This window comes from Prevotella melaninogenica, from assembly GCF_018127925.1.
In the GTDB taxonomy this organism is placed as follows: Bacteria; Bacteroidota; Bacteroidia; order Bacteroidales; family Bacteroidaceae; genus Prevotella; species Prevotella melaninogenica_C.
This window is the reverse complement of the sequence record NZ_CP072347.1, coordinates 462,309-482,290: the sequence shown is the minus strand read 5'-3', so window position 1 is coordinate 482,290 and position 19,982 is coordinate 462,309. Positions and strand designations below refer to the sequence as shown.

14 protein-coding genes and 1 riboswitch are annotated in these 19,982 nt (G+C 42.6%); of the genes, 12 read left to right on the top strand and 2 right to left on the bottom strand.

Translation table 11 applies throughout. The features are described 5' to 3' along the window. The first annotated feature begins 1,061 nt into the window (after positions 1–1,061). Positions 1,062–1,160, top strand: a riboswitch (TPP riboswitch). Positions 1,161–1,186: 26 nt separating this feature from the next. The 4 genes from J4861_RS01810 (at position 1,187) to J4861_RS01795 (ending at position 6,574) form a co-directional block, all read left to right on the top strand. Beyond that, positions 1,187–3,571, top strand: a complete 2,385-nt coding sequence (locus J4861_RS01810) for a TonB-dependent receptor (RefSeq protein WP_211816480.1) — start codon at positions 1,187–1,189, stop codon at positions 3,569–3,571. Between the two features lie 280 nt (positions 3,572–3,851). Then, positions 3,852–4,451: a nicotinamide riboside transporter PnuC gene (gene pnuC / locus J4861_RS01805; RefSeq protein WP_211816479.1), complete on the top strand. Its 600-nt coding sequence runs from the start codon at positions 3,852–3,854 to the stop codon at positions 4,449–4,451. A 188-nt stretch (positions 4,452–4,639) separates the two neighbouring features. Beyond that, positions 4,640–5,380, top strand: coding sequence for a thiamine diphosphokinase (locus J4861_RS01800; protein ID WP_211816478.1), 741 nt, complete (start codon positions 4,640–4,642; stop codon positions 5,378–5,380). A 276-nt stretch (positions 5,381–5,656) separates the two neighbouring features. Next, positions 5,657–6,574 (top strand): IS982 family transposase, encoded by a 918-nt coding sequence (locus tag J4861_RS01795; protein WP_211816477.1) that lies wholly within the window; start codon positions 5,657–5,659, stop codon positions 6,572–6,574. A gap of 296 nt (positions 6,575–6,870) precedes the next feature. On the opposite strand, the gene J4861_RS01790 is transcribed toward J4861_RS01795, so the two are convergent. Further along, entirely contained in the window at positions 6,871–8,751 is a 1,881-nt protein-coding gene (locus J4861_RS01790; RefSeq protein ID WP_211816476.1) for an IS1634 family transposase, read from the bottom strand. Positions 8,752–9,001: 250 nt separating this feature from the next. Here J4861_RS01790 and J4861_RS01785 point away from each other — a divergent pair, with 250 nt between their 5' ends. Next, positions 9,002–9,145, top strand: a complete 144-nt coding sequence (locus J4861_RS01785) for a hypothetical protein (protein ID WP_211816475.1) — start codon at positions 9,002–9,004, stop codon at positions 9,143–9,145. Between the two features lie 251 nt (positions 9,146–9,396). Here J4861_RS01785 and J4861_RS01780 read toward each other — a convergent pair whose 3' ends face one another. Next, the gene (locus J4861_RS01780; protein WP_211816474.1) at positions 9,397–10,128 is read right to left on the bottom strand and encodes a nitroreductase family protein; all 732 of its coding nucleotides are present in this window, start codon (positions 10,126–10,128) and stop codon (positions 9,397–9,399) included. 97 nt (positions 10,129–10,225) lie between these two features. Here J4861_RS01780 and J4861_RS01775 point away from each other — a divergent pair, with 97 nt between their 5' ends. The 7 genes from J4861_RS01775 to J4861_RS01745 all read left to right on the top strand — a co-directional run bounded on the left by J4861_RS01775 (position 10,226) and on the right by J4861_RS01745 (position 19,705). Continuing rightward, positions 10,226–12,826, top strand: coding sequence for an adenosylcobalamin-dependent ribonucleoside-diphosphate reductase (locus J4861_RS01775; protein WP_211816473.1), 2,601 nt, complete (start codon positions 10,226–10,228; stop codon positions 12,824–12,826). A gap of 138 nt (positions 12,827–12,964) precedes the next feature. Further along, complete coding sequence (gene folB / locus J4861_RS01770) at positions 12,965–13,348, top strand: dihydroneopterin aldolase (RefSeq protein ID WP_211816621.1); 384 nt, start codon at positions 12,965–12,967, stop codon at positions 13,346–13,348. Between the two features lie 52 nt (positions 13,349–13,400). Then, positions 13,401–14,732: an N-acetylmuramoyl-L-alanine amidase family protein gene (locus J4861_RS01765; RefSeq protein ID WP_211816472.1), complete on the top strand. Its 1,332-nt coding sequence runs from the start codon at positions 13,401–13,403 to the stop codon at positions 14,730–14,732. 11 nt (positions 14,733–14,743) lie between these two features. Then, positions 14,744–15,724: an MlaD family protein gene (locus J4861_RS01760; RefSeq protein WP_211816471.1), complete on the top strand. Its 981-nt coding sequence runs from the start codon at positions 14,744–14,746 to the stop codon at positions 15,722–15,724. A gap of 374 nt (positions 15,725–16,098) precedes the next feature. Continuing rightward, positions 16,099–17,505 carry a chromosomal replication initiator protein DnaA gene (gene dnaA, locus J4861_RS01755; protein WP_211816470.1) on the top strand — a complete coding sequence of 469 codons (1,407 nt, stop codon included), beginning with the start codon at positions 16,099–16,101 and terminating at the stop codon, positions 17,503–17,505. A 565-nt stretch (positions 17,506–18,070) separates the two neighbouring features. After that, entirely contained in the window at positions 18,071–18,991 is a 921-nt protein-coding gene (locus J4861_RS01750) for an IS982 family transposase (RefSeq protein WP_211816469.1), read from the top strand. A gap of 384 nt (positions 18,992–19,375) precedes the next feature. Then, positions 19,376–19,705 (top strand): hypothetical protein, encoded by a 330-nt coding sequence (locus J4861_RS01745; RefSeq protein WP_249110787.1) that lies wholly within the window; start codon positions 19,376–19,378, stop codon positions 19,703–19,705. The last annotated feature ends 277 nt before the right edge of the window (positions 19,706–19,982 follow it).

Here is a 19,982-nt window from a genome sequence, read left to right as displayed (position 1 = left end):
AATATTTACATCAAATCCCATAAAACACCTAAAACAAAGGTAGAAAACACGTATAAGGAACAAGCCTACAACAGTCAGAAATTCAATTAGTTACAAAGGCGATACAGAAAAGGTGCTTAATTGGACTTCAAAAGGGCGTTAGTAAGGGGCTTAAAGGGCATCTTTTGAAAGCCAAAAGGGCATTAATTGAGAGGTAATTAATGCCTTTTTGATTTTCAATATTAGAATTATATTTACAAGACAGAAGGACAAAAAGAGACAGAATGACAGAATGACCAAAAATGACAGAAGAACAAAAGAAGACAGAATGACAAAAAGACAAATAAAGACAGAATAATAAAAAAGACAGAAGGACAGAAAGAAAAAAGACAAAAGGAGGTTCTTCCGGAATTTGGAGTGATAGTGTTTAATATCTGATTATCAATAACTTTTATAATTTATATACTTTTATATCCCCTTTGTTTACTGATATTAAAGAATACAAAGTTCTAATTTAAAGGTTACGAAAGTTGTTGTTGGATCACATGGGTTATACACGCTACAAAACGCTTATAATGAACTATTTATAAATTTTCTTTACTAACAAGTAGCATAAAGGACATCATCACATCACTCCAAATTCCGGAAGAACCCAAAAGGAGATTTATTCTGTCTACATGGCATTGTTACGACCGAGTACCGAAAGTACTTCTGAGATTTATTCTAATTGTGCAACAAGTTGTTGCACGATTGAGCTTAATAGTAATGTTAGCTATAAAATCTATGGTTTTAGACACTTCTAATCTTCTTTCCTTTTTGCGTATTTCAATTTTGCTGTCACTGCTATCACTTAAAGACACAAGATAACTCGTTAGATTACAGAGGGAATGAATGAAATGTTAATAGTGACAGCAAATCAAAACAAAACTTATATTGTGAGAAATATAATAGTTTCTCTTGTTAGAAAATAGTTATCACTCTCTATATAGAAAGAAAGGAATATAAACACGCGCATCCGACATTTATACAGATTACATTTGGCAGTTTGATAAGAAAGTGTTACTTTTGCAGTGGTTTTCAGAATGGAAACTAAGGGGTGCTTGCCTGTTTGGGCTTGCTGAGATTATACCCATTGACCTGATACGGATAATGCCGTCGTAGGAAGATTCCCCCTTTTTATTTTATCTTAATATCATCAACCTGGGATATGAAAAGAATTATCCTGTTTACAGCAGCATTGACTTGTGTTGCTATCACAAAGGCGCAAACAATGACCGACACGCTGAAACAACAGCAGCTTGACGAGGTCGTTGTGGCAGGTGTACGTGTACCAAAGAGTGCTCCATACGCAGTATCTAATATTAAAAAGAAGGAACTTGAAGCCTTTTCTAAGAGTGGACGTGAAATGCCATTCCTCCTCGCTCAGACTCCGGGCGTTTTGGCTTGGGGCGAGAATGGACTCGGAACCGGTACGGCAGCAATGCGCATCCGTGGTGCTGCGGGTAGTAGAATCAATATTACGTTAGACGGAGTATCGCTCAATTCACCAGAAGATCAGACGGTTTTCTGGGCTAATATGAACTCTTACGCTTCGCTGATGAATAGTGTACAGATACAGCGTGGTATCGGAACATCGACCAATGGTGATGGTGCTTTCGGTGGTTCGGTGTCGTTGGCAACGAGTGCACCAAGCCGACAACCAAGCATTGAGGTGAGTGGTTCATACGGCTCATACAATACGTATAACGCAGGCATGAAGTTCTCTACGGGTCTGTTGTTCAATCATCTTATCTTCGATGGAGCTTACCACGAAACCACAACAGACGGATATATCAATGGTACAAGTGGGCGTTCGGGGTCTTACTATGGTGGACTTACATGGTTGGGGGATAACTTCCGCATCAGCTATAAGAACATCGGCAACTTCGAGAAGACGGGTCAGGCATGGAATGGTGTCGTTACGGGTAGCGACGACTTAAGTTTGATGGATGGTACATACGGCACAAAGACAGGTATCACAACCTATAAAGACATGTATGACAGAGGTTTGGGTAAGTTCAACCAACTCTATGAATACTTGCAGACCGATGCTAACGGAGCCTTCGTAAAGGATGGGAATGGCAACTACGAGACAGCCCGTTACACGATGCGTGACGGCTCATTCTGGAACAAGACGACAGATAATTTCTATCAGAATCATAACCTCTTATCGTTTGCTTTCCACCCTTCCAATCATTGGAGTCATAATGTAACCCTGCATTACACCTACGGTTACGGTTATTATAGCGAATTTAAGCATAATGCAAAGTTTGCTAAATTCGGCTTGGCGTTCACTGACAGCAATGGTAAGTTTATCAAGAAGTCTGACTTTGTACGCCTGAAAGGTTTGTCACAGCACACCTACGGCATTGTCTACACCAGCAATTACAAAGACGAGAACTGGGACGTAACGGGTGGACTGAATCTACAGCAGTTCCGTGGCAGTCATTTCGGCTACCTTACTTATATAAAGAATGAGGAGGCAGATGCGAAGTATCGTGCTGGTGGCAATGATTATAAGTATTATGCCTCTAAGGCACATAAGTATGATTACAGCGGATTCTTCAAGGCAAAATACAACTTTGCAGACTATTGGAACGTTTTTATGGACCTGCAGATTCGTCATGTGGAGTATATGACCGATGGTCAGAACGACCGTTTCTATAAGGTGGGAAGTGGCTATCAGAACCAACTCTTGGATATTAGCGAGCGTTATGACTTCGTTAATCCGAAAGCGGGAATCAGCTATTATCGTGGTGGTCACAAGGCATACGCTTCTATTGCGCACGCCAGTCGTGAACCAGAACGTAATAACTTCACCAACAACGGTAGTTATCCTGCACCTTCACCAGAGCGTATGATGGATATCGAAATGGGCTATCAATACAATGGTCGCAACTGGAGAGCAGGGGTGAACCTCTATTATATGGACTATAACAACCAGTTTGTACAGACGGGTGCGCAGAGTGATATCGGTGCGAATCTGACTACAAACATCAAGGACAGCTATCGTATGGGTGCTGAGATTGAGGCTGGATGGAGTCCACTGTCATGGTTGACCGTTGAAGGTAACGCTGCTTTGAGCCGTAATATCATCAAGGACTTTGACGAGATGGCAAGTGTTGACTGGGAGGCTTCGTTCCGTAAGATTCATTACAACCACTCTACTTTGGCTTTCTCACCATCAGCTATCCTCAATGGTATGCTCAATCTTCATTACAAAGGCTTTGAGGCAGTATGGCATACAAACTTCGTCAGTCGTCAGTATCTCGACAATACCGAGAACATGACACGCTCACTGCCATGCTATTCACAGACGAATGTCAACCTCAGCTATACCCTTCGTCCTACCAAGCACATTGCAGGTTTGAAGGAAGCTGTCTTCGGTGTGAACCTCAACAATATCTTCAATCGCCATTATGCAGCCAGCGGATGGGTGTACAGCACAATCCTTGACAACAACGGTCATCCTAATGAGAACCGTTATACGCAGATTGGTTTTATCCCAATGGCAGGGTTTAATATGATGGGAAGTGTTGCGGTGAAGTTTTAAACAGAAAGCAGCACCACCAACTGGCCCCTCCCCCATCCCCTCCCCCGAAGGGAGGGGCGTGAAATGTACTGTTTGCTTGTAGATTGCTTGTAAGAAAAGAATCAACTTCCAAGCAGGACAAATTGTTTACACACAAGTTTGTCTACTTGTGAACTTATCTACTAATCACAAGGGGTATCACACATTCTACGCCCCTCCCTTTGGGGGAGGGGAAGGGGGAGAGGCCGCTTGGTGGTGCATTGGTGGTCCGCTTGGTGGTGCTACGCTATCTTATTTTAATATGACATTAGACATGCTGGGCTGCATCGTTGGCCTAATTTACATCTATCAAGAATACAAAGCGAGTATATGGCTTTGGTTGACGGGTATTATTATGCCTGTCATCTATATGTTTGTCTATTACGAGGCAGGACTGTATGCGGACTTTGGAATGCAGATATACTATACATTGGCAGCTATCTATGGCTTCTTGTATTGGAAGTTCGGAAGGAAGAAAGGGGCGGAGGAGATTCCTATCACACACTATCCTCGTCGGTTGATACTTCCCTCATTGCTTACCTTCCTCCTTCTCTGGGCTGCACTCTATACCATCCTCATCAAGTTCACAAACTCTACCGTACCGGTATTAGATAGCTTCGGTAATGCACTCAGCTTCATCGGACTGTGGGCGTTAGCAAAGAAATACATCGAACAGTGGTGGATATGGATTGTTGTCGACATCGAATTAGCAGGACTTTATGTATATAAAGGGATTCCTTTCACTGTAGGACTCTATGCCTTCTATGCCGTTATCGCTGTGGCTGGGTATTTTAAGTGGAGGAGGGGCCTCCCCCGACCCCTCCGAAAGGAGGGGAGTGCAAATAGGGAAGACCTCCCCTAACTATTAGAAGAAAAAGATATCTATCGGGACAAAGACCTCCCCTAACCCCTCCAAAGGAGGGGAATGCCTAACGGGATAAAGGCTCCCCAAATCATATTGATAGGTTGAAGAAGAAGTTACAACAATAAATAAAATGAATACAAAGTATCTCGAAAGGGAGAAAGATTAGAATAAGAATAGCAAGATAAATGATTATCAATAATAAAGAGAATAACAAGGGCGGACAACACCAACACATTCCCAACGAGCACTCCGTTAGGCACTCCCCTCCTTTCGGAGGGGTTGGGAGAGGCTTCTCTGCCGTCATCCTTGCTGCAGGCGACTTCCCAACCCACGTCCTACCCCTTCACATCCTACGCACTGCGGAGAATCTGATAGTTTGTGACGGTGCTTTGGAGGATTTATTGGAATATGATATAGAGCCAACGGCAGTGGTGGGTGATGGTGACTCGCTCTCTGAAGAGTTGAAACAACGCTATGCACATATCTATCATCCGATTTCGGAGCAGGAGTTTAACGACCTCACCAAGGCTACCCTCTTTGCTCGTTCACATCTGAAGATAGATGCACCGACCCATACTCGTCCTCGCTTCTGCTACCTCGGAGCAACTGGCAAGCGTGAAGATCATACCTTGGGCAACATCTCTCTCATGCTCTATTACTATCGCCAGTTGGCTATCGACCCAGTGATGGTAACCGACTATGGATATTTTGTTGCGGCATCAGGTACAATGCGCTTTGAATCATTCCCTGGACAGCAAGTCAGCATCTTCAATGCAACCAGCAAAGAGCTAAGTAGTAACGGACTGAAATGGGATATCTATCCATTCAGCGAGCTATGGCAGGGAACACTGAACGAAGCCTCATCGAATGAATTTACAATCCAAGCGGATGGTGATTACTTAATTTACCGTACGCATAAAATATAACAAATCTTTTCTACAAATCAAAATGCCATATCTTCATCTCCGTAGGGAGATGTCGATATGGCTTTATTTAGATTCTTCCGTTAAATGGCGTAGATTATTAATAGAATAAAATCAATCCGCAGACATGGTATGATTATCCCTAATTAGATGGTTTTAGAAAGGGCGGTAAACTACTTACCTGAACTCGGGATAAGAAAAGTCTGCAAAAAGTTGGTAATCTCATTATATTTTTGTAACTTTATAGTTGAAAATCAATCAATTACAATAAATATAACAATGATTACCAAGGACAAAATTACTGAAATTTTCTGTATTGCAGATGACTTTTGCAAAGAATTTGAGTTAGAAACTGATAAAATAGGTCTCTCAGAAAAGAATAAAGGATGTCATCGCCATCGTAGGTGGCGTATGAGTAAGTCTGAAATCATAACGATATTAATTTGCTTCCACTTTAATTCCTATCGTAATTTTCGTCACTATTATACCTTTTTCGTAAAAGAGCATTTAGCAGATTTATTTCCAAATCAATTGTCTTATAATCGTTTTCTTGAATTAGAGGCAAGAGTCTCTGTAGAGATGATGATGTTCCTGCAGATATGTTGTTTTGGGAGGTGTACTGGTATTAGTTTTATGGATTCAACTTGTATTCCAGTTTGCCATAATAAATGTATTTGTCGCAATAAGGTTTTTAGAAATTATGCAACAAGGGGTAAGAGTACAATGGGATGGTATTTTGGATTCAAACTACATCTTATCTGTAATGAAAGAGGTGAGATTCTAAACTTTATGCTTACTAAAGCAAATGTTGATGACCGAGACGAAAATGTATTTAACAGGTTGACAGACAATGTGTTTGGTAAATTGTTTGCAGACAAAGGGTACATTTCTCAAGGATTATTTGAGCGATTGTTCAATGATGGAATAAATTTAGTTACTGGCATTAGGAGTAACATGAAAAACAAACTAATGCCACTTTATGATAGACTTCTTCTAAGGAAAAGATCTGTAATAGAGACTATCAATGATGAGCTAAAGAATGTAGCTCAATTAGTGCATTCAAGGCATAGAAGCATATTTAATTTCGCAATGAATGTTCTCTCTGCTATTGCAGCTTACAGCTTCTTTGAGAAGAAGCCAGCAGTGAACATAGACTTTGCTATAGAGCAACATTCGGGACAGCTTACATTATTCTAAAGTAATCTGTTTTATTATTATCTTTAGGCCCAATCAAAAGATTGAGTCTAAAGAGCCGTTGTACTAAACCAAACAGAAGAGTGGGATGATATTTATCCCGAGTTCAGGTTACTTGATAAATTTAATTAGTTGTGATGCCTCTCTGCCTTCAACAAACAACTTATTCCCATGTAATTGGCTTTTGTAAGCTATTTTTATACCGTTCAAAAACAACACATGCTCTTTTGCCTTCTTAACCCAAGTTTAATACCCACCTTCGCCTAATTGTTACTGTCACCGTACTTTCCTCATTTTTCTTATGGGCTCTGTGTCCTACAAATTTTATTCTTTTTGAATGGTGAGTGTTTTAAGTTCAACTTATCGTATATCTGTTTTGCTTGCTTCGAAGGACTACTACATTGGCGCATCTCGATGTTCTCACCTAATGGATTCTTCCCTTTTGTTGTGACGAGCTTCTGGGTACTCATACGTCGTACTATCTCGGTCCAGTAACAGGATTCTCCTTCTCGTTTTAATTGACAACGGATGGTGTTTACCACCCAGTAGGCTAATAAACCGAAGAAGAGGTGTGCGTCACTTCGCTCATCTTTCTGATGATAGATAGGACGGAGGTTGAGGTCATTCTTTAGTTGTCTGTTCGTACATTCTATCTCACGAATGAGATTGTAGTATTCCCATGTTACACGCTCAGAAAGTGTCCTGACATTGCTGCGGAGGAAATAGACTCCGTGACCAGATTCCATTGCCGAGAGGTCTTTTATCTCCCAGTCTACACGCAGCATCTCCTTGGGTTTCTTCTCGTTTTTTATGTAGCTTATCTGGTAGAACTTCGCTATAGAAGGGTACTTCTGTATGGCACGTCCTGTACGTTCAACAACCTTTTCATAGGTCTTTGTTCCACCTTTCTTGGAGATTCCTTCGTTTATCCTCTGCAGTTCCATCTCAAAACGCTCTCTCCAAACCCTGTTCATGGACGACTCTGTCATAGCTTTCGAAGGAGATGTTATTTCGAGATAATAATCCTTATCATCCTCTGTCTTAACCTCTTTCAGCGTTATCTTCTGCCGACGGGCATCCATTACCGTAACGCTCTTGTTATCATCACTGAGCGTATAGTCTTTCATTTTCGTACGGGATACGCAGAGATAATTGTAACCCTTTTTCTTTATTAGCTCCAAGTTCTCTTCCGTGGCAACACCTGCATCCATGACAACAAGCGTATCCTTTGTTCTTGATGGATTCCTCTTTGCCAGCGTATCAATCATATTGGGTAGAGACTTGGAATCTGCTGTATTACCCTCCAAGATAGAAGAATAACGTATAAAACCTTCTTTATTGATACATAATGCAAGTACAAGTAGCTTACAATCAGAGCGCTTTTCTTTTGAACGACCGAACTTGGCTTTATCGCTATTACGCTTGCTACCCTCGAAATAGAAGTTGGTTAAGTCGAAGAGCATCAACTTGTTGTCTATATTAAAGAGAACGTCAGTAATGCTGCACAGATGATGCTCTAACTGTTCCTTTAGTTCATATAATTTATCAGTGATTTTATACAGAGAATTGATTCCTGGTGTCCAGCCAGGAACTCCACTATAAAGTTCAGCGGCAGCCGAGTTATCGCGCAAATAATAATAAGATGAACGTTCAGAAACTGCATATACCGTGCGAACAATCAATGCTGACAAAGCCGTGTGTATTGCATTCTCCGTCCACCCGTTTTTGTGCAGAAAACCCTCTAATTGTAGCTTGTCTATTGTCTGCTTGCAGAGCCACTCTGCACCAACATTCCTTGCGTCAGTATAGTTTGCCGTCTCAAGGTCAATATAGTTCTCATATTTTCTCAGCGACTTCTGCTCTTCCTTATTAAACCGATCGATTCCACCTTCTTTCTCCATACGGATCCACCATTCGTCAGCCTTTGCCTGTTCAATAGGAGTAAGACCGTCAAGATGTTTTTTAAAAAGCGAGGGTGTACTTCTGTTTTTGAAGCGTTCGGTAAGAGCGTATGCAATTTTTCGAACCTGTACAGCAGTAAGTGAAGGTTCGAACCCGATGTTCAACAGAATTAGCGAATGTACATGACCCTGCACGTCACGATATGACTCCTTGATGCGATAATAAGGAGCCATGTCCCCTGTGGCAGGGTTGAATCGTGTCTGTACATTTGCGTGCATGAGTGCAAAGTAACAAAATATTTTTGATATGGCTGTGTCCTACAAATCAGATTTTACTCCTCACAACAATACTCTACACTTGATTATCAATCATTTATCAAATTGATACTACACAAAACATCCCGAAAATTTATGAAAAATAATTTTGCCGGTTAAACTTGGGTTAGAAGATCTGTCATTACGCAATTTTGCACTATTCCCTCGAAATACATTTTGTCGAGAAGGTCATGATAACGAATACCTGTCTCCTATGTTTGAAATGACAGATATAAAGATTTTTTCTGATTTGAGTGAAAGTCCTTCAAAAGAAGATTCGTTGAAAAAAATAAAAGAGAAAAACGCAGACACATCGCAAGAAGAGTTTCACCCTATTAATGTTACATTGAAACAATAAGAGGTTGCTTATTTTTGGATATATATAAAAATATTGATAGGGAAAGAAAATTTAAAAAAGCCTCACCCCCTGCACTCCCCCTCTCCTGCAGAGAGGGGGAGTGCAGGAAACAGTTCGCTTAAGTAATCAAGTAATGATGAGCGGAAACATTTACCACAAGGGGTATCACGCATATCACTCCCCTCCCTCTGGGGGAGGGGTAAGGGGGAGGGGCTGCTTGTTGTGGTGTGTTTGGTAGTTTTGCTTCTTTTCTACCACTGCTCCTTCAGCGTTTCTAACAACGTCTTTGATATTGCCTCATTCGCCTCTTTCGTATAACGCAGGTCGGTGAAGACTTGTGCGAGGGTTTCTTTGTTGTTGATTTCCACAAAGTGTTTGTTTTCCTCTAACTGCTCCTTTGGCGTATAGAAAGCATCGATACGGTCAGGGGTATAGTCTTCGTAAGTCTCGTGGTGGATGATGCTGTCGATAGGAAGGCGGTCGGTGAGGGCAGGATCTTCAGCAGGCCAACCGAGAGTGATAGTGGCAACAGGCATCACGAGACGTGGCAGTTGTAGGACTTCAATGATGGTTTTAGGGTTGTAAATGGTCGTACCCAAGAAGCAAGTACCTAAGCCTTCTTCCTCTGCAAGGTTGCAGAAAGTCTGACAATAAAGCAGTGCATCGGTGGCAGCATTGAGGAAAGAAAGGAAGTTGTCGTAACCCGGAGTAGCCTTACGGTTCTCCGCCCAGAGCGTTGTACGACGGAAGTCAGCGCAGAAGGTGAGGATAACAGGTGCCCCCATGACCATCGGTTGGTTGAAATGAGCAGGTGCCAATTGCGCCTTCTTCTCCTCGTTTCGAGTGATGACAACCGAGTAAAGCTGCAGGTTTCCCATTGTTGGCGTACGTTCAGCCTTCTCCAATAGAGTTTTCAACAAATCCTCTGATACATCCTTGTTGGTGTATTTTCTTATCGTCTTTCTTGTATTGATAGTTTTCATTTTAGATAATTTTGATGCTACAAAGTTAAGTAAATGTTTTCTATTTTGGAAAACAATTCGTAACTTCGCAGACGAAAAAAATTCTAAAACGACAATAATGGGAACCAAACAAACTTACTCATTTGATGAAGCTTTTCAAGCATCTTTAGCTTATTTCGGTGGAGACGAACTTGCTGCCCGTGTGTGGGTCAACAAGTATGCGATGAAGGATAGCTTCGGGAATATCTATGAGAAGTCGCCAGAACAGATGCATTGGCGCATTGCTAACGAGATAGCTCGTATTGAAAACAAATATCAGAACCCTTTGACGGCACAGGAGGTGTTCGACCTCTTGGACCATTTCAGATATATTATCCCTGCTGGTAGTCCGATGACGGGTATCGGTAATAACTATCAGGTGGCATCCCTTTCCAACTGTTTCGTAATCGGTTTGGACGGTGATGCCGATTCTTATGGTGCCATTATGCGCATTGACGAAGAGCAGGTACAGCTGATGAAGCGTCGTGGTGGAGTAGGACATGACTTGACCCATATCCGTCCGAAAGGCTCACCAGTTAACAACTCAGCCCTGACTTCAACAGGTCTTGTTCCTTTCATGGAGCGTTATTCAAACAGTACTCGTGAGGTAGCGCAGGACGGTCGTCGTGGTGCCTTGATGCTTTCAGTAAGTATTAAGCATCCAGACTCAGAAGCGTTTATCGATGCCAAGATGGAAGAAGGTAAGGTGACTGGTGCTAATGTGTCGGTGAAGATTACCGATGAGTTCATGCAGGCAGTCGTTGAAGATAAGACATACGTACAGCAGTTCCCTACCAATAGCAGCGAACCAAGCGTAACGAAGGAGATTTCTGCTAAGGCATTATGGGAAAAGATTGTACATAACGCATGGAAGAGTGCCGAGCCAGGCGTACTATTTTGGGACACAATTATCCGAGAGAGTATTCCTGATTGTTATGCAGACCTTGGTTTCCAGACTGTTTCAACTAATCCATGTGGTGAGATTCCACTCTGTCCATACGATAGTTGTCGACTCCTTTCGTTGAATCTCTATTCATACGTTATCGACCCATTTACAGACCATGCACGCTTTGATATGGAATTGTTTAAGCGTCATGCACAGCTCGCACAGCGATTGATGGACGACATCATCGACCTTGAGATGGAGAAAATCGACCTCATCATGTCGAAGATAAAGACCGATCCTCAGGTTGACGAGGTGAAGAGTGCAGAGTATCATCTTTGGGAAAAGATCAAGAAAAAGAGCTGTCAGGGTCGTCGTACAGGTGTGGGAATCACCGCTGAGGGCGATATGATAGCAGCCATGGGCTTGCGTTATGGAACACAGGAAGCAACCGACTTCTCTGTTGATATTCATCGCGCGTTGGCTCTGAATGCTTATCGCTCATCGGTGACAATGGCACAAGAGCGTGGTGCTTTTGAGATATATGATGCTAAGCGTGAGGAGAAGAATCCGTTTATCCTTCGTCTGAAGGAGACTGACGGACAGCTCTACGAGGATATGAAGAAGTATGGTCGTAGAAATATTGCCTGTCTGACGATTGCTCCTACGGGTACAACCTCGCTCATGACACAGACAACATCGGGTATTGAACCTGTCTTTATGCCTGTATATAAGCGTCGTCGTAAGGTGAATCCAAATGATACGGATGTACATGTAGACTTCGTTGATGAGGTGGGCGACTCTTTTGAGGAGTACATTGTTTACCACCGTAAGTTCCTGACATGGATGGAGGTGAACGGAATCGATACGCAGAAGAAGTACAGTCAGGAAGAGATTGACGAACTTGTGAAGCGTTCTCCTTATTATAAAGCTACTGCAAACGATGTCGATTGGTTGATGAAGGTACGTATGCAGGGCGAGATTCAGAAGTGGGTAGACCACTCAATCTCAGTGACTGTGAACCTTCCAAATCAGGTTGACGAGGAGTTAGTGAATAAACTCTATGTTGAGGCATGGCGTAGTGGTTGCAAGGGTTGTACTATCTATCGTGATGGAAGCCGCTCGGGTGTGATGATTTCGGTATCGAAGAAGGATAAGACAAAGGACGAAAAGCCTGTCGATGAGGAGAAGGCAAAAGACCTTAACTCAGCTGAGGAGCATCATGAACATATCTGTAATCATCCAAATGTAATTGAAGTTCGTCCAAAAGAATTGGAGTGTGACGTCGTACGCTTCCAAAACAACAAAGAGAAATGGGTGGCTTTCGTTGGTTTGTTAGAGGGTTATCCTTACGAAATCTTTACTGGTTTGCAGGACGATGAGGAGGGTATTGCCCTTCCAAAGAGCGTAACCAAGGGTAAGATTATCAAGCAAACAGCCGAAGATGGTAACCATCGTTACGACTTCCAGTTTGAGAATAAGCGTGGTTATAAGACCACTGTTGAGGGTTTGTCAGAGAAGTTTAACCCAGAGTATTGGAACTATGCGAAGCTGATTTCAGGCGTATTGCGTTATCGTATGCCAATCGATCACGTCATCAAGCTCGTTGGTTCGCTGCAGTTGAAGAACGAAAGCATCAACACATGGAAGAACGGTGTTGAGCGAGCATTGAAGAAGTATGTTGTTGATGGTACGAGTGCGTCAGGCTTGAAATGTCCAGTCTGTGGACAAGAAACCCTTGTTTATCAAGAAGGTTGTCTGATTTGTACCAACTGTGGTGCCTCACGTTGTGGCTAAGCAGTTAGCAGTAGAGTTCAATTAAACCCCATTTCAGTCATTAGAAAACCATACATATACCTATTGTAGACTAATGACTGAGTTGGATTAAGACAGAGGGCGGGCAGCTCGTCTTGCCCTCACTCCTCTCAAAGAATGATGAAATTAATGACAAGTTATATACTTCTGCAAGGTCTTCACTTCCATGCTCGTATCGGAGTAGGGGAGCAGGAGCGAGTGGTCGGTAATGAGTACGTTCTCGACCTACGGTTAGGTTATCCGTTTGCAAAGGCAGTGAAGAGCGATGATGTTGCTGACACGCTGAACTATGCAGAAGTATTTAACGTCATAAGAGAGGTAATGAAACAACCCGCTCTCCTGTTAGAATCCGTCGCTGGGTTCATTGTCGAGGCATTGTGTGCGGCTTTCCCAATGATAAGTAGTATTGACTTAAAACTCGTGAAACTTAATCCTCCAATGGGTGCTGACAGTGATGGGGCAGGCGTAGAATTACACTTAATAAATGATAAAACCGAGGATTAGAGCCTTGGTTTCCCAACGAAAAGCCGTATCTTTGCCCTTTAAATAGTTAAGTATGTTTAAGAAAATATCGCTTCTCCTTGTTTTCTTGGTCTTGTCGGTAAGCCTGTCATGGGCTGCAGACGGACGGTTCACACTTGTTATTGACCCTGGTCATGGTGGTCATGACGCTGGTGCGATAGGTGCAATCTCAAAGGAGAAGGACATCAACTTGAATATAGCATTGGCTTTTGGCCGTTATGTTGAGAGGAATCTGCCAGATGTCAATGTGATTTATACCCGTAAGACCGACGTGTTTATCCCTTTGCATCAGCGTGCAGACATCGCCAATAAGGCTAAGGCAGACCTTTTTATATCCGTACATACGAACTCTGTTGCATCGGGTCGTTATGTAAAGGGATTTCAGGTGTATACCTTAGGTATGCACCGTGCGAAGGCTAACCTCGATGTGGCTATGCGAGAGAATAGCGTTATCTCAATGGAGAAAGGCTATCAGCAGACCTATCAGGGTTTTGACCCAAACTCCTCAGAGAGTTATATCATGTTTGAATTCATGCAGAATGCGAATATGGAGCGGAGTGTTGAGTTAGCTCGAATGATACAAAACTCTGTTTGTTCGTCTGCAGGACGTATCGACAAGGGTGTTCATCAGGCTGGTTTCCTCGTGTTGCGAGAGAGCTATATGCCAAGTTGTTTGATAGAGTTAGGCTTCATTACGGCAGCTGATGAGGAGGAATATCTGAACTCTCCAGCGGGTATAGATGCCATGGCAAAGGGTATTTACAATGCTTTTGTACAATACAAGAATGCCTATGACACACGCATCGTGGTGCCTTACCGTCCTGTTGAAAACAAGCGAATAGTGATAGATCGCGTTGTCCCAACTGCTCCAACAACTAAACCGCGTCCTGTTGCGCCAATAGAGCGTGCCCGTTCTGTGGCTCCTGTGCAGCGTTCTCGTTCTACAGTACCCATAGAGCAGCCACGTTCTTCCACCCCAGCACCCCCAGCTCGCCCTATGAATAAGGTACAAGAGGCGAAGAAGAGAATCTCAGATGCGATTCGAGAGTTGCTCCCTTGTAATGATTCTGAGGCTGGAACGGCAAAGAGCGTACCTGTCTTTAAGGTGCAAGTGTTGGCTTCTAACCGTCAGTTACGGTCGGGTAGTGAACTCTTCCGTGGGCATACAGACTTTGATTGTGTTCAAGAAGGCAACTTTTATAAGTATTTTATAGGCTCCAGTACGAATTATAACGACATCTCACGCTTACGTGGAAAGCTGTTGAAAGACTTCCCACAAGCTTTTATTATTGCCTACAAAAACGGTGCACGTATGGATGTCAACCAAGCAATAGCAGAGTTTCTCAAGAATAAAAAGAATAAGTAAACAAAACGGATATGAAGAAATTTTTCACACCACAAGTAAGGATTGCCATCGTTGCTATACTTGCAATCGTTGTGTTATTCTTTGGAATACAGTTCCTAAGAGGTATTTCCCTCTTCTCGAATGACGCACATTACAAGATTAAGTTCAACGATATCACGGGCTTGTCTACATCAACTCCTGTCTATGCTCGCGGTTTCAAGGTGGGTATCGTTAGGAATATTGATTACGACTATGATAAGTTAGGCGAGTCTATCACAGTCGATGTCGATGTTGAAAAGACATTGAGAATCCCAGAGGGTACTACCGCTGAGATTGTTAGTGACATCATGGGTAACGTGAAGGTCGTACTACAGTTTGGCAAAAGCACGAAGTTCTTGGAGCCTAACGGATGGATTGACGGTGCTATTAATGATGGTACTTTAGGCGACTTGAAGAGTATGGTGCCTTCTATCCAGAAGATGTTGCCAAAGTTGGATAGCATCCTTGGAAGCGTAAATACGCTCCTTGCCGACCCAGCTCTTCAGAGTTCGGTACACAATGTAGATAAGATTACAGCCAATCTTACTACTTCTACCCGTGAACTTAACACCTTGCTCGCGCAGGTTAATGGTTCTTTGCCTGTTGTGGCTGCAAAGGCTGGTAGGGTGATGGACAATGCCAACGGCATGATGGTAAACGCAAACAGAGGCGTTACAGAGGCTCGTGGGGCTATCCGTGGCGCAAATACGATGATGTCTAACCTTAATAATAAGGTGAACGGACTCGATGTTGAGGCAACGATGGCTAAGGTGAACGCTACTTTAGACAATATGAACTCGCTCACAGCTAAGCTGAATAGCAATGAGGGTACGATGGGCTTGATGCTTAACGACGCCTCTTTGTACAATAATCTTAATAGCACGATGCGCTCAGCAGATAGTCTTTTGACAAATCTTAAAGCACATCCAAAGCGTTATGTTCATTTCTCTATCTTTGGTAGAAAAGACAAGTAATTTAAATGTAGTCTAAATAATATCATCAATGTTTCACACGCAGGGAAAGCTTCTTGAAGCTGTTTGAATATCAGCCTCTTTGCGCTTTCCCTGCGTTTGTTTCACTCTCAGCGTCATAAAGGGTGTAAGCATGTTTAAACTATTTGTTTTTCAAATACTTACAATTACACAACTACGCAAAACGAGTGGTTCGTAAGAAAGATAACGCAACGTCCACAGATATAACGATTTACCATCTTTCACGTCTTTGGGACATTATCTTACAAATAGTTCTCTTTATAAATAAATTGCTATCTTTGCACTATCAAAATTAATCAGAGATAGTCGGTACGCCACTATTTCGAGAAAGACATAGATATTATAGTCAATCAGTTATGAACGTCAATCCTAAAAATCTTTGGGATAGTTGCCTCCAGCTCATTAAGGAGAATGTGACCGAGCAGCAATTTGATACTTGGTTTCGTCCGATTGTTTTACAGTCGTACAAGCCAGCATCAAAGACATTGTTAGTTCAGGTCCCAAGCCAATTCGTATATGAGTATTTGGAGGGACATTACGTAGACTTGCTACGTAAGGTCTTGACGCGTGTCTTCGGACAAGGCGTTCAGCTGACCTATCGTGTCATGGTTGACCAGGAGAATCACTTGTCGCAGGACTTAGAGCAGGACACCGTAGAGGATATCTCGTCACAGCGTCCTACCGCTCGCGCTAATCAAAGCCCAACCGTACTGGACACAGTGCCACAGGATCTCGATTCACAGCTCGACCCTCATAAGTCATTCAGCAACTATGTTGAAGGCGACAGCAACAAACTCCCTCGCTCTATCGGTCTTTCTATCGCAGAACACCCTAACACAACACAGTTTAACCCAATGTTCATCTATGGACCATCGGGCTGTGGAAAGACTCACCTTGTTAATGCTATCGGATTAAGAGCAAAGCAGCTTTATCCACAAAAGCGTGTGTTATACGTGTCTGCACGTCTGTTCCAAGTACAGTACACCGATTCTGTACGACAGAATACTACCAACGATTTTATCAACTTCTATCAGACAATTGACATTCTGATTGTCGATGATATCCAGGAATGGGTTACTGCAACAAAGACGCAGGACACCTTCTTCCACATCTTCAACCACCTTTTCCGTAACGGAAAACGTATCATCTTAGCGAGCGACCGCCCACCAGTCGACCTGAAGGGCATGAACGACCGCTTGCTGACACGTTTCTCTTGCGGTTTGATAGCAGAGTTAGAAAAGCCAAATGTACAGCTGTGTGTGGATATTCTCCATAGCAAGATTAAGCGTGACGGTCTTAACATTCCAGAGGATGTAGTGCGTTTCATCGCCGAGACTGCTAATGGCAGCGTACGTGATCTTCAAGGTGTTATTAACTCACTCCTCGCTTACAGCGTCGTTTACAATAGTAATATTGATATGCGATTGGCTGAACGTGTCATCAAACGTGCAGTGAAGATTGACGACGAACCGCTGACAATTGACGATATCTTGGATAAGGTATGTACACATTATAATGTTACGATGACGGCAGTTAACTCTCGTTCACGTAAGAAAGACATTGTGATGGCGCGCCAAGTGAGTATGTATATGGCACAGAAATATACGAAGATGCCTGCAAGTCGTATCGGAAAACTGGTTGGTAATCGTGACCACAGCACCGTAATCCACAGTTGTTCTAAGATTGAAGACCGTCTTAAGGTTGACAAGGGATTCCATGCTGAAATCGCAAGTATTGAAAACTCTTTTAAGTTAAAAGCATAAGGTATTAGTTTGAGAGTCTGTCGCATGCTTGTGGCAGGCTTTTTTTAATTGACTTAAGCCTTACTCCCTCACCTGAAAATAACCTTCCCCTCACTCTGAAAAATTATTACAAAGCAAGCGTAGAAAACACTCTTAAAAGCTCCAAAATGTACTAATGGTAACGTCTTTGTAACTTGCATAAAGTCAATAACTTACAAAGTTACTTTCTAATAGGTGCTTACTTAGGCATGAAAAGGGCGTTAGTAAGCGTTCAAAAGGGCATCTTTTGCAAGCCAATTAGGCATCTTTTCGAAGCCAAAAGAGCATCTTTTAAAAAAGAGGATGTGAAAAATAATTACATTCGTTGTAAGGAGTGGTTTTGGAGATGGTTAAGGATACCCATTTAAAATTGTTCTTTTTGGGTAGGACTGTTTGGCATTAAACGTAATAAAAAGTGACTATACATAGTTTTAAAACAAAAATGACGCCAGTTCGGGATAAAAAAGAGCCCTAAAAAGTTGGTAATCTCGCTATTATTTTGTAACTTTATAGTTGAAAATCAATTACTTACAAAACATATATAGCGATGATTACCACAGACAAAGTTACAGAAATATTTTATATATTGGATGAGTTCTGCAAGAATTTAGATGCCGAGTTAACTAAAAACCTACACATTGCCCCCATAGACGAGGGATATAAGCGCATGCGAAACCGTAAAGGGCAGATGTCCAAGAGCGAAATCATGACCATCCTGTTGTGCTATCATTTTGGCTCTTTCCGCAACTTCAAGCACTATTACCTCTTCTTCATCAAGGAGCATCTGGCAAGCTACTTCCCTAAGGCCGTGTCCTACACGCGTTTCGTGGAACTCATGCCTCGCGTGTTCTTCGAACTGATGGCCTTCATGCGCATCCAAGGTTTTGGAAAGTGCACGGGCATTAGTTTCGTGGACAGCACGATGATTCCCGTATGCCACAACATGAGAAGGAATTTCAACAAGGTGTTTGATGGACTTGCTAAGAACGGAAAGGGAACAATGGGGTGGTGTCATGGCTTCAAGCTTCATCTGCTGTGCTACGAGATGGGCGATGTACTCACGTTCTGCCTAACTCCCGCAAACGTGGACGACAGGGACCCTAGGGTGTGGCAGGTCTTCACCAAGGTGCTCTACGGCAAAGTATTTGCCGATAAGGGCTGCATCAAGCAAGAGTTCTTTGAGAACCTCTTCAACCAAGGCATCCATCTCGTTCACGGGCTCAAATCAAACATGAAAAACAAGCTTATGCCCTTGTGGGACAAGATGATGCTGCGCAAGCGATATATAATAGAATGCATCAACGAACTGCTCAAGAACAAGGCCAACCTTGTCCATTCACGCCATCGCTCCGTACATAACTTTCTCATGAATCTCTGTGCGGCATTGGCAACATATTGTTTCTTCGAGAATAAGCCCGAGGCACTTCCCGTGCGCATTGAAAAGACTAGGCAATTGGAACTTTTCTAAGCAAATCCTTATCCCGAACTGGCGTAAAATGGTACTTATGAAATATGGATTGATGAGGTAAGGTGCATACATAATAAGGCACACAGAGCCACGGAGAGGACGGAGCTAAGTGCAATGTCAGGGAGGTACCAGTGGCACAATGAGCGACGGAGATGAAGCGTACAGATTCCTGATAAGTTTTGGGGTAAATGCTTTGGGCATAAAATCTCTAATAAAACTGGCAAATAACCTCCGTTTCTCCACGCACCGACGGTGCCTCTGTGACTTCCATTGCCTTGTATGCAATAAGCCTCTGTACACTCCTTTTCTCTGTGTGACATTCCGTCAGAGTTCAAAATTTAGGCGGACAGCCTTATGATTCCAAGTTTCAGAAGACCCAACAAAATGAGTAATTGCACAATGAAGACCTATGATTTCCATTATTCTGTTCACGAGGTGGACGGAAAACTATTTAAGTTGATTGAATGCTCTACATGGCCTCGCCTGAATGTTCAGGTGATTGATACCACGCCTGACCGCTTTGAAGACGATTTAAATGTGATTAAAAGCCGTTCTCTTTGCGGTTATTCTCCCCATGATAAAACCTTTATTCTCAAGCATGCAGGTGGAGAAGGCAACGGCGAATTAAAACAAAGTAATATCGATGAGATTTTAGACGGCATGAAGGAGATTATGAATGCTGCTGTGAAATGGTGGATGAAAAATAAAAAATAACACATAATACATAACAAGCAGCCCCTCCCCCTTGCCCCTCCCCCAAGGGGAGGGGAGTAGAATGCGCGATATCCCTGTGTGGTTTGATATAATATAAAATTTGTAAACATAAAATAACGATATGTCAAACAAAGTCGCTATATTTGTAGTTCGGCACTTTATAACAAACTTTCCTGTCACTTCTGTCATCGGTTGTGAGTGTTTAACTTGTTGATTTACAATGAACTCTATGCAAATGTTAAAATGACAGCAAATGAAAATAAAAGTAAGCTTGTGA

Bases quoted from the DNA above. Each gene is read 5' to 3' on its own strand.
- J4861_RS01760 (WP_211816471.1), top strand. From the start codon at position 14,744: ATGAAGAAATTTTTCACACCACAAGTAAGGATTGCCATCGTTGCTATA.
- J4861_RS01795 (WP_211816477.1), top strand. From the start codon at position 5,657: ATGATTACCAAGGACAAAATTACTGAAATTTTCTGTATTGCAGATGAC.
- J4861_RS01765 (WP_211816472.1), top strand. From the start codon at position 13,401: ATGTTTAAGAAAATATCGCTTCTCCTTGTTTTCTTGGTCTTGTCGGTA.
- J4861_RS01785 (WP_211816475.1), top strand. From the start codon at position 9,002: ATGTTTGAAATGACAGATATAAAGATTTTTTCTGATTTGAGTGAAAGT.
- J4861_RS01745 (WP_249110787.1), top strand. From the start codon at position 19,376: ATGAGTAATTGCACAATGAAGACCTATGATTTCCATTATTCTGTTCAC.
- J4861_RS01775 (WP_211816473.1), top strand. From the start codon at position 10,226: ATGGGAACCAAACAAACTTACTCATTTGATGAAGCTTTTCAAGCATCT.
- J4861_RS01780 (WP_211816474.1), bottom strand. From the start codon at position 10,128: ATGAAAACTATCAATACAAGAAAGACGATAAGAAAATACACCAACAAG.
- J4861_RS01800 (WP_211816478.1), top strand. From the start codon at position 4,640: ATGATTATCAATAATAAAGAGAATAACAAGGGCGGACAACACCAACAC.
- J4861_RS01750 (WP_211816469.1), top strand. From the start codon at position 18,071: ATGATTACCACAGACAAAGTTACAGAAATATTTTATATATTGGATGAG.
- pnuC (WP_211816479.1), top strand. From the start codon at position 3,852: ATGACATTAGACATGCTGGGCTGCATCGTTGGCCTAATTTACATCTAT.
- J4861_RS01790 (WP_211816476.1), bottom strand. From the start codon at position 8,751: ATGCACGCAAATGTACAGACACGATTCAACCCTGCCACAGGGGACATG.
- J4861_RS01810 (WP_211816480.1), top strand. From the start codon at position 1,187: ATGAAAAGAATTATCCTGTTTACAGCAGCATTGACTTGTGTTGCTATC.
- folB (WP_211816621.1), top strand. From the start codon at position 12,965: ATGAAATTAATGACAAGTTATATACTTCTGCAAGGTCTTCACTTCCAT.
- dnaA (WP_211816470.1), top strand. From the start codon at position 16,099: ATGAACGTCAATCCTAAAAATCTTTGGGATAGTTGCCTCCAGCTCATT.